General features: G+C 60.0%; 2 protein-coding genes. Both read right to left on the bottom strand.

Features of this window, described 5'->3' with window-relative positions:
* The coding region (locus BM315_RS23210) for a peroxidase family protein (protein WP_141124019.1) at positions 1-9,530 on the bottom strand (9,530 nt) is incomplete at its 3' end.
* A gap of 1,272 nt (positions 9,531-10,802) precedes the next feature.
* A partial coding sequence (locus tag BM315_RS23215) for a calcium-binding protein (RefSeq protein ID WP_090505959.1) occupies positions 10,803-11,687 on the bottom strand: 885 nt, incomplete at its 5' end.

Here is an 11,687-nt window from a genome sequence, read left to right on the forward strand (position 1 = left end):
TTACCGGTACCGCCAATCATGGTATCGACACCCTGACCTCCGTTAAGCAGGTCATTCCCGGCACCACCTATGAGTATGTCGTCACCACTAAGGCCATTGCCACCACTGAGGATGTCATTACCGCCCCCTCCAGTGAGCTGGTTGTTCAAGCTGTTGCCAATACCGTGGAAATCCCCGGTACCGGCGTAGCTCAGGTTCTCCAGGTTGGCACCCAGGGTATAGCTACTCAGCAGGGTATGTACCCGATCGACACCAGCATTCAGCCCCTCAATCACCACATCTCCAGTATTGTCGACGATATACATATCGTTACCCGTACCACCGCTCATGGTATCGGCACCTGGCCCTCCATTAAGCAAATCATTGCCAGCACCACCTATGAGTATGTCGTCACCAAGGCCATTGCCACCGCTGAGGATGTCATTGCCGTCACCACCATCAACAACATCATTACCTCCCGCACCATTCAACGTGTCGTTACCACCCAACCCCTGAATCTCATCATCAAGCGCGGTCCCGATGATTACATCATCCCCAGCCGTACCGACGATCACACTAGCCACCGCCGACGTCGCCACCGAAGTGACCGTTTCCAGCGTTCCAAGAGCGTCGGTGTAGGTAACCATCACCCGCAGTTGCAATCCGACATGTGCCAGGGTCGGGCTGAAGGTGGCTGTGGTAGCGCCGACGATGTTGTTGAAGACGCCGCCGCTACCCGACTGCCATTGGTAGGCCAGCGCCGGATTGGCCGGGCCGTCCGGGTCGGTGAAGGCGCGGGTGGCGGTCAGTTGCTGGCCGACTATCGGCGTCGTGTCGCTGATCAGCATGGTGCCGACCGGTGCGTCGTTGGTGGTCACCGTCGAGACCGGGTCAGTCACTGCCGAGAACACGGTTTCCAGCACGCCGTTGGCGTCCTGGTAGACGGCCTTGACGCGCAGGCTCAGCCCGGCGAGGTCCTCGGTTACCCGGAAGGTCTTGCCGGTCGCGAACTCCGTGCCCACGCCGGTGGTGATGACGATGTCTTCGTACAGGCCTGTAGCGGTAAAGTCGGCCTGCCAGTAATAGCCCACTGGGCCGGTAACGGAGCCGATGCCGGGGTTATCCGCATCGGTCACGCCCTCTACCCCTGCGCTCAGCAGCGAGCCTACTTCGGGGGTGAAGTCATTGATCGACGCCAGGCCTACGGCTTCTGCGTTCAAGCCATCGACCAGAACAACCGACTGATCGTTGAACTGCAAGCGCTCGATGCCGCTGAGCCGGTCGGTGCCGTCGGTACCGACGTTGTCAATGACCAGGTAGTTGCCCGAGCCTGGCGCAGTTTCCAGGATGGTGTAGTCCGACAGCAGGCCAGTGAATGCAGCCGTGTCGAAGTTGAAGCCGCCGGAGCCCGGCAGGATTTCTCGGACGATTTGCAACTGCCCGGGGTTGTAGGTGCCGTTGAGCATGAACGGAATCATCGGCACCATGCTGTCGAACGAGGCTATCTCAGCCCCGGTCGGCAGACCATTGGCATCGACACCGGCGCGTACGCTGATGCGCACGTTGAGCCATTGGTCGCCGTCGATGATGTCGTCACCACCACGCCCTTCGATGATGTCGCTGCCGTCGCCACCGAGGATGATGTTGCCCGCGCCGAATGAGGTCACGTTGGTGCCCATGGCGTTGTCGAGCAGTTCCTGCAGGCCGTCGATCAGGGCGATATTGGTCAACACGCTGCCCTGGGCACCGGCGTTGGCGATTATCGCTGCGTCGGCATCGTCGCCGTGCAGGATGTCGCTGTGCACCGAACCCGACAGGCCTTCCACTTCCTTGAAGCGAGCCAGGATACCGGCCGCCACTGGTCCTGGTGCCGTGTCGATGGCACGCACGGTGAGGTCGATGTCGACACCCATCGGATCATCCTTGAAGGTCGCCCAGTCGAAACCGGACGCCCCGATGTACTTGTCCCCCGGGCCGGCGCTGCCGACCATGATGTCGTCGCCGCCTTCGGAGTTCATGATGTCGGGCTGGCCACTGCCGATATAGACGTCGTTACCGACCACCAGATCGAGCCCTAACGGGTCGAAGTTGTCGCCAGGACTGCCGTCGAGGTTGCCTTGCTCGAGCCAGTCGTCACCCTCATTGCCCATGTCCTGCTCGTTGGCGTTACTGCCGAGGATAAAGTCGTTGCCCGGACCGCCGAAGGCCTCGGAGCTATCCTCGCCGGTGACAATGAAGTCCTGGCCAAAGCCGCCAAGGATCAGGTTGATGCCATTGCCGGAGCTGATGACGTCGTTGCCGTCGTCGCCCTGGATGTTATCGTCGCCGCCGATGTCGGTAATGATGTCGTCGCCGGAACCGCCGCGAATCAGGTCGTTGCCGTCACCACCCTCGATACGGTCATTGCCGGCATCGCCCCAGATGGTGTCGTCGCCGATGCTGGAGATAAGGATGTCAGCACCGTCGGTACCGCCGAGCACCACATGCTCATCGCCGGTGTACTGCAGGTAGTTGGTATCCGGCCCCACAGTATTGGGATTGTCGCGAATTACCCATGGCAGCAGCGGGTCGCCACTGTCCGGGTCGGCGTTGCCCAGCCCATCGTTGAACTGCGCCGCCTGCTCGACCTCGAGGACCAGCCCCTGAGTCAGGAACACCAGACCCGGCAGGTGGGTTGCGCTGGTGTTGTTCATGATCATCTTGGCGAACGAGTTGTTCTCCAGCTCGGTGACGAAGTTCAGCCCGGCGGTGCGATCCAGGTAGTAGAAGCGATCGCCGTTCTGCAGGGCTTCCAACTGGGTCTCGAAGACGAAGTTGAAGGTCGAACCGAGCATGCCGCCGAACGGCATGGTGGCCTCGGCGAGACCACCGATCCAGAAGTCGATGGCATCGACACCGGTGGTGGTTATGCCTCCGGCCAGACTGGCGTAGGCGCCGACGCTGTTGAGGAAGTCCATGCGATCCGCGTCGTCGGCGGTGAAGGTCCTTTCCACTCCACCGACGCCACCAGCATTGATCACTGCACTACCGCCCAACACCAGGGCAGCCGCCACCGCACGCATTTCAGCAAGCGTATCGACGTCAGCCGCGAGCAATTCGGCATGGGTGCCGTAGGCCGCGATGAAGTTGATCAACGACGCCGGGTTTTTCAGGTTCTGCAGCAGATCGACCCAGCTGGTGTAAGGCTTGAGCTGGCTGTCACCGGTCATCTGGTGGAACTCGCGGCGAGCCGCGTTCAAGGACGGAATGCCGGTGTCGCGCCCACGCGCCAGGTTGATCGCGGCAAGGTCGAGCGGCAGGCCAACCAGGTTGTTGCGCAGCGCCTCGGTGACGAACTCGTCGATGTGGTTACCGACCTGACGGGTCACACCCTGAACAATGGCGCCGGCGGCCTCATCCGGGGTAGGTCCGCTCGCGGCGAACTCCAGCGGATTGAGGAAGGCGGCGATCAGGCCGATCTCGCTGCTGGCAAAGTTCGGGTCCAGGCGGTCTATGGTCTCGGTCAGCATCGAGTGGCCGAAGCGATAGACGGTGTGGGCGAACTCGGCAACGATCGAGGCGTCGATATCAGTTTCGTAGCCTTGAGTCGGGCCGATAAACACGTCGATCTGCGGTTGAATGGTGCGCGCGAATTCCTCGAACACCAGGTGTTGGTACTGCATCTCGGTACTGAACTTGGCGACCTGGAACAAGCGTTCGCCGTTCCACACCAGGGCGTCGATCGCCGCTTGGCCAACCGGCAGCGAGACGATCGGAGTCAGCAACCACTCATTGATGAAGGCCACATCGTTAGTTGCCAGCACCACATCCTTGGTGTGCTCGACCATCCGGTTGTGCTCGGAGTGGAAGATATGGTGCACGGCGGTCAGGCCGATGTTCTCGTTGACCCGGCCGTCACCGGCGATGTAGTGCGCGTCGAGCAGTTCGTCGTCGTAGAAGCCAGCCGCTACCGCCCCGCCGGCAACATCGTCGGCATCAGCCAAGAGCGGAGCACCAGTCTGGCCATCCACCGGGACGGCGTTGTGGGCGATATCGATAAGGAACTGATGACCGGTGCTTACCGCAAAGGACGCATCGATCGGCGTAGCAGGATTGCCTTCGGCAAGACCGGCGAAAGCGCCCCCTAGATCCAATGGACCACCCACGTGTTCAGGCTTGAGCACTATCATCGGGAAGCCATTGGGGCCTTTGATGAAGTTGCCGTACTGATCAGTGGCCAGTAGTGGGATGTCGAACACATCGGCATCGGTCAGATTGATACCCAACAGGTCACGGGCCTGAGCCTTGACCACCGCCCAGGTGGCCATGCCGCCGATTTCCGTATCGTCTCCGTTGCCGAATATGCCATCACCCAAATCACGGTTAGTGATCAAGCGCCCACTGGATACCGGGCCACCCGGGGTCACGTCATAGGCACGCAGGAATACCTGCTGCGAAGGGTGTGAACCATAGGTCTGGTTCTGGTCGACGAACGGCGAGGTGGTGTTGCTGTGCTCGTGGACATCATCGGCAGTGCCAAGAATGCCATCATCCCCAGGCTGATTGGTGGCGCGGGTCAGCAGCATGAAGTTAGGTGCCCCTGGGGCCGGATTGAACAGCGGGTCATCCGGCTGCAGCGGAATAAATACCGTACCGCTGCCACCCTTGGTCACCAGATCCAGACCATGGTCGAAGAACTGACCGAAGAAGGTCATCCATGGGTTGAACGGTGCGGAAAGGCCTTCGTCCGGTGCCACGTTGGGGATAAAGAACACTTCCTTATCGTCCTCGGTGCCGAAAATCCCGTCCAGACCGGGACTCAATACGGTTGCCGAGCCTTGGGCCAAGGCTGCCGCAGCAGCAGCGACCGCCGCCGGGTTGTTGGCAGTCTGGTCGACGATCAGGTTACTGATGATGCGCGGCTGCGAGTCCTGCACGAAACCGCTGGTCTGCTCATATGAAGTAGGCGTTACACCATCACCGCCCATATTGACGTCCAGGGGGTCCGCTTCGTTGAACACCGGATCCAGCAACCGTGGGAATACCGTATCCGCAGCCCCGAACTGGCTCTGGCCGAATAGCAGGTTGTTATCCTCACCGGTGACGGTGCGCAGGCCGATAGGCGAGCGCTCATGGGGGATCAGGGACAACAGGTCCTCACCGGCGGCGTGCCGTTCGGCCACCTTGATCGAGTCGAGGATGAACTGCAGGTCGGAGCGGATCAGGTGAATCCCGGGGCTGGTGGTGGTCGACTCAGCCGGCAGCGGTGCCACCGGACCCGGCGCTGTGCCGGCGCCCACCGGTGCGCTGGCAGCCGAGACGACAGTTTCGAGCACGCCATGCTCGTCTTGATAGACCGCCCGGGCACGGATGCTCAGGCCTTGCAGATCAGCGGTCACGGTGAAGCTTTGGCCGACTGCAGGCAGGCCGCCAAAGATCAGGATGTCCTGGAAGAAGCCATCACCCGGCACCAGTTCGACCTGCCAGTAGTAGGTCACGCGACCGGTAACAGCATCGTCCGAGCTGACGTTGTCGCCATCGAATACATTGGCAACCGAAGCAACCAGTGTCTGCCCCACTGCCGGCGTGCCGGTGACGTCCACTAACCCTACCGGCGCGAAATTCAGGCCGCCAACATTGGCCCCCGGGATCTCATCGACGAATGCACCCGTTTCATCACGCACCAATGCACCATCGTTGAACTGCAAGCGCTCGATGTTAGTCAGGCGGTCGCTGCCGTCACCGTCGATAAAGGTATCGGTGACGGTAAAGATGTCGTCACTGACATCCGCAGTGCCTCTGGTGTCTCTGGTGATGATGTAGTCTTCAATGTTGCCGGTGAACATGGCGGTGTCGAAGCCGCCATTGCCTTCCATAAGCTCCCGAACGATCACCAACTGGCCGGGGTTGTAGGTGCCGTCGAGCATGAGGGGGATCATCTGCTTCATGCTGGTGTAGCTGGCGATCTCCGATCCGGCATCGTTGACATTCAGCCGCACGCTGATGCGCACGTTGAGCCAAATGTCGCCGTCGATCAGGTCATCGCCGCCACGGCCTTCGATGAGGTCGCTGCCATCGCCACCGAGAATGATATTGCCGGCGCCGAACTGGTCGTCGGCGTTACCCAGAATGCCATCCGGGCCAGCCGCAGCGCTGCCGAGGAAGTCACGCAGGCCGCTGATCAGGTCGATATGGTTGTTGGTGAGCACGCTGCCATAGGCGCCAGCATTGGCGATCTCGGCCGCGTCGGCATGGTCGCCACGCAGGAAATCAGCGAAGGCCGAACCCGAGAGCCCTTCCACCTGGGCGAATTTAGTAGTGATCGCCGCAATCGACGGCGACAGCGGGGTTTCATTGAAGGCGTTGGCGAAGAAGTCCGCGCTCACGCCATAACGGCTGTCCTTGAAGGTGGCCCAGTCGAAACCGGACATGGCCTTCATCTTGTCCGGGCCGCCGCTGCCGACCATGATGTCGTCGCCGCCCTCGCCGATCATTTCATCGAAGCCACTGTCGCCAAGGAAGACGTCATGACCGATTATGGCGTCGTTGCCGAAGGGGTCGAAGTTGTCGCCCGGGGCACCATCCTGGCTGCCGATTTCGATCCAGTCGTTGCCTTCGTTACCGGCCATCTGCACGTTGAAACGGCTGCCGAGAATGAAGTCATCGCCTTCACCGGCAATCACCTCGGAAATGTCCTCACCGGTCACGATGAAGTCATTACCACGACCGCCGATGATCAGGTTTTCGCCGTTGCCGCCCTGGATCACGTCGTTGCCGTCGCCGCCCTTGAGCACGTCGTCGCCGCCGATATCGGTAATGATGTCGTCGCCGTCGCCGCCCTGGATGTCGTCGTTGCCATAACCACCTTCGAGGCGATCGTTACCGCCGTCGCCATACAGGGTGTCATCGCCGATGCTGGAAATGATGATGTCATCTTCATCGGTGCCACCAAGCACCACATGTTCATCGCCGGTGTACTTCAGGTAGTTGGTATCGACGCCCGGGGTTGCCGGGTCGTCGCGAACCACCAGCGGCATCAGCGGGTCATCGCCGATAGGGTCGGCCTCGAACTGCAGGGACGGATCGACTTCGAGGATAAGCCCCGGTGTCAGGAACATGACGGCCGGCAGGTGCTTCACGTCGGTGTTGTTCATCACCAACTGGGCGAACGAGTTGCCCTCCAGTTCGGCGAGGAAGTTCAGCCCAAAGGTCCGGTGCAGGTAGTAGAAGCGATCGCCATCCTGCAGCGCTTCGAGCTGGGTCTCGAAGACGAAATTGAAGGTCGAGCCGAGCATGCCGCCAAACGGCATCTTCGCCTCGGCCAAGCCGCCGATCCAGAAGTCAATATTGTCCAGACCGGTGATGGTCACGCCATCAGGGCCGCTGGCCCAGGCTCCGGTGCTGTTGAGGAAGTCGAGGCGATCTGCTGGCGCGTCAACGCCGTCAAGCACAATCAACGCAGCGGCTGCACGCTTGGCATCCAGCGTGGTGGCCCCGGTGATCGAGCTATGGGTGCCGTAGGCCGCAATGAAGTTGATCAAGGATTCCGGGTGCTTGATGTGCTGCACGAAATCGGCCCAGCTGGTGTACGGCCGCAACTGGTTGTCACCGGTGCCGGCAAAGAACTCCCGGCGTGCAGCATTCAGCGACGGAATGCCGGTATCACGGCCGCGGGCGATGTTGATCGCAGCCAGGTCGAGCGGCAGGCCGACCAGGTTGTTGCGCAAGGCTTCGGTGACGAACTCGTCGATCTCGTTGCCAACCTGACGGGTCACACCACGGATGATGGCACCGGCAGCTGCGTCAGGGGTTGGGCCGCTGGCAGCGAACTCCAGCGGGTTGAGGAAGGCCGCAATCAGGCCAATTTCACTGGAGGCAAAATTCGGGTCTAGCCGGTCGATGGTCTCTGTCAACATCGAGTGACCGAAACGGTAAACGGTATGGGCAAACTCGGCGAAAATCGATGGATCAATGGTGTCGTCAAAGTCGATAAAGGCATCGACTTGTGGCTGGATGGTACGCGCGAACTCCTCGAACACGATGTGCTGGTACTGCATCTCGGTGCCGAACTTGGCGGCCTGGAACAGTCGTTCGCCGTTCCAGTCGAGTCCGTCGGGTGTGGCGGGAACCGAGCCCACAGGGGTCAACAGCCACTGATTGAGGAACGCCAGGTCGCCGGAATCGATAATCACATTCTTGGTGACCTCGACCAAGCGGTTGTGTTCGGAGTGGAAGATGTGGTGCACGGCTGTGAGGCCGATGTTCTCGTTGACCCGGCCATCGCCAGCGATGTAGTGAGCATCGAGCAATTCGTTGTCGTAAGTGCCTGCGGCTACCGCCCCGCCGGCAACCGTGTCGGCATCGGGAGTGAGCATATTGCCGTTCTGATCGACAGGCACGGCGTTGTGGGCGATATCGATGAGGAACTGGTGACCAGTGCGCATGGCATTGTCCAGGCTGATCCCGAGCCCGCCATTGGCTGTCGGGTCGCCTTCAACCAGCACATTGCCCTCCATGACCACCTGCGGGAAGCCGTTGACACCCTTGATGAAGTTGCCATAGGCATCGGTGGCAAGCAGCGGCACGTTGTCGAAGTCGGCATCGGTCAGATTGATCCCGAGGATGTCGCGCGCTTGCGCCTTGACTACCGCCCAGGTGGCCATGCCACCAAGTTCTATATCGTCACCGGTGCCGAATTGACCATCAGGCCCCAGATCGCGGTTGGTGATCAAACGCCCGGTCGCTACCGGCGCACCGGAGCCGTTGAACTCATAGGCGCGCAAGAACACCTGGTGGGAAGGGTGCGAGCTGTAGGTCTGGTTCTGGTCGACGAATGGCGAGGTGGTGTTGCTGTGCTCGTGGACATCATCAGCAGTGCCGAGAATGCCATCCGGTCCTGGCTGGTTGGTGGCGCGGGTGAGCACCATAAAGTTCGGTGCACCAGGGGCCGGATTGAACAGCGGATCATCCGGCTGCAGGGGGATGAACACCGTGCCGCTGCCGCCTTTGGTCACCAGGTCGAGGCCATGGTCGAAGAACTGGCCGAAGAAGGTCATCCACTGGTTGAACGGCGCCGAGAGACCTTCGTCCGGCGCGGTGTTCGGGATCAGCAGCACTTCCTTATCGTCGGCAGTACCGAAGATACCGTCCAGACCGGGGCTCATGACTGTCGCAGAACCCTCGTTACCCGCAGCAGCAGCTACCGCTGCCGGATTATTCGGAGTTTGGTCGACGATCAGGTTACTGATGATACGCGGTTGCGAGTCGACCACCAGGCCGCTGATCTGTGCATAGGAGGTCGACGTCGGAAGTGCCGGCCCCGGGCCATCCGGGTCAAATTGCTCCGCTGTGCGGAACACCGGCGTCGTCATGCGCGGGAACACCGTGTCGGCAGCACCGAACAGGCTGCGCCCTTCGATCAGGTTGTTGAACGACCCGTCGACGGTACGCAGTCCAAATCCCACTTCGGTATTGGGCAACAGATCGAGGAGATCCTCACCAGCCGCGTGGGCCTCTGCGATCAAGATCTGCTGAAGAATGAACTCAAGATCGGATTTGATGAAAGTGGCCATTTCCATATTCCTCAATATTCGGCGCTCAATGCGCAGAAACAGGAAGCCACGTGCATACGAAACCCTCGCAAAGGCGTGGCTCAGCGTTGCAATTCAGATCGTCTGGTTATGCTTGGGAAAAGACCAAATGCTGCCCGCACTCATACGCTTGAACGTATTAGTGTCCGACTTGAGTTGGATTTGTCCCATCAATGCCTAGCCCAGGCTCGGCATCAAGCGTCAGGCACGAGGCGGCCCATGGAAATGAGGGTCAAAGAAATGCCCAAACGGTGACCGCATGAATGCGGTCATGAAATGAAACGAGACTCTGCTCATGATCTCCGTCCAGTGTTGGCTGGCTGACATAAACACAGATGCAATTCTGTGCAGCACGCTTCATCAGCTTTTATTAGTGGTGACACACGAACTAAAGTATCGGCCTGCATGCTTGTCAAGTTACCGTCGGTCTGACATAAGAACCAATTGCAAAACCCAAGTCATTGTCAAAATTAGATTTTCTTCTAAACACCCAATCAGAAGACCGTATAAATCAATGCTCCAGGCACTTGTACGGTGGCAAAAACCCGATCTGTGGCGCACAGCCAAACCAGAGGGAAAGCTGCCCCGAACGATGCTACTGACTTGTCCATGGTGCCCACGCGGCGCCCGGATACGATCCACTCCGTAGCCCGAATAAGCGCCAGCGCAATCCGGGGACCGACCGCCACCGCTGCCCCGGACTGCATCCAGGCTACAGAGCTGCGATGTCTTGAAGGAGACCGCACCCGCGGCGAATGCAGCCCGCAGGGCTGGCCGCTCACCGCTGGCGGATACGGCGAAAAGCCCCGCACCTGGCGCTGTGCGCTCACAGGGCCCACGCCCGCAGCTGCACCAGTTCCGTCAGCTGCTGGACGCTGAAGCGTTCTGCCCGTTCCTGCTCCATCGCCTGCGCACTGACAGCCATCCGTGATGCGGTGACTTGGGTTTCAGAAGCAGCCAAGTCTCTTGATGTACAGATGCAGCAGTCCGCCCGGCGTCAGACTATTTTTGGCGGATCACCGGCGGCGGTTCAAACCGGCGAGCGCTGTACAAGCAACACTCGACCGCGCGGCCCAAGACGGGCATGTCTATTCAGGTTAATCCGGATCGCCTGGCAGACGGTGCTGGTCGCGCGTCCAGAACACGACCCGTGGATGTGCAACCTACTGAGAGCTTTTCACATTGAAAATACGGAATGCGGCATTGCACCGCATTCCGTAACTGCTAGTGGCTAGCACTGCCCTGAAGGCCTCCTCACACCGCCAGGATGAAGTCGGTTTGGGTGATGGTGGTCGCATCGGCGATACCGACCAGACGGATGCTGTCCGCACCGATGGTCACCAGCGTGTCCGCGCCGACATCGGCGATGGCCACGTTGGCGGCGAAATTGGCTGCGGTCACACCCAGTGCGGCGATATTGAGCAGATCCTGGCCGCCGGTTGGGTTGGCATCGAAGTCCAGGATGCGGTCGTTACCGAAGCCAGCGGCGAACATGAAGGTGTCGTTGCCGAGACCGCCGACCAGGGTGTCGTTGCCGGCACCACCGGTGAGCACATCATTACCTGTGCCGCCAGTAATGGTGTTGGCCAATCCGTTCCCTGTCCCCATAAAAGCATCCGTACCGGCGTAGCTCAGGTTCTCCAGGCTGGCACCCAGGGTATAGCTACTCAGCAGGGTATGTACCCGATCGACACCAGCATTCAGCCCTTCGATCACCACATCTCCAGCATTGTCGACGATATACATATCGTTACCGGTACCGCCAATCATGGTATCGACACCCTGACCTCCGTTAAGCAGGTCATTCCCTGCACCACCTATGAGTATGTCGTCACCAAGGCCGTTACCACCGCTGAGGATGTCATTACCGCCCCCCCCAGTGATCTGGTTGTTCAAACTGTTGCCAATACCGTGGAAAGCCCCGGTACCGGCGTAGCTCAGGTTCTCCAGGCTGGCACCCAGGGTATAGCTACTCAGCAGGGTATGCACCCGATCGACACCAGCATTCAGCCCTTCGACCACCACATCTCCAGCATTGTCGACAATATACATATCGTTACCGGTACCGCCAATCATGGTATCGACACCCTGACCTCCGTTAAGCAGGTCATTCCCGGCACCACCTATGAGTATGTCGTC

Source organism: Pseudomonas borbori (assembly GCF_900115555.1).
Classification (GTDB): domain Bacteria; phylum Pseudomonadota; class Gammaproteobacteria; order Pseudomonadales; family Pseudomonadaceae; genus Aquipseudomonas; species Aquipseudomonas borbori.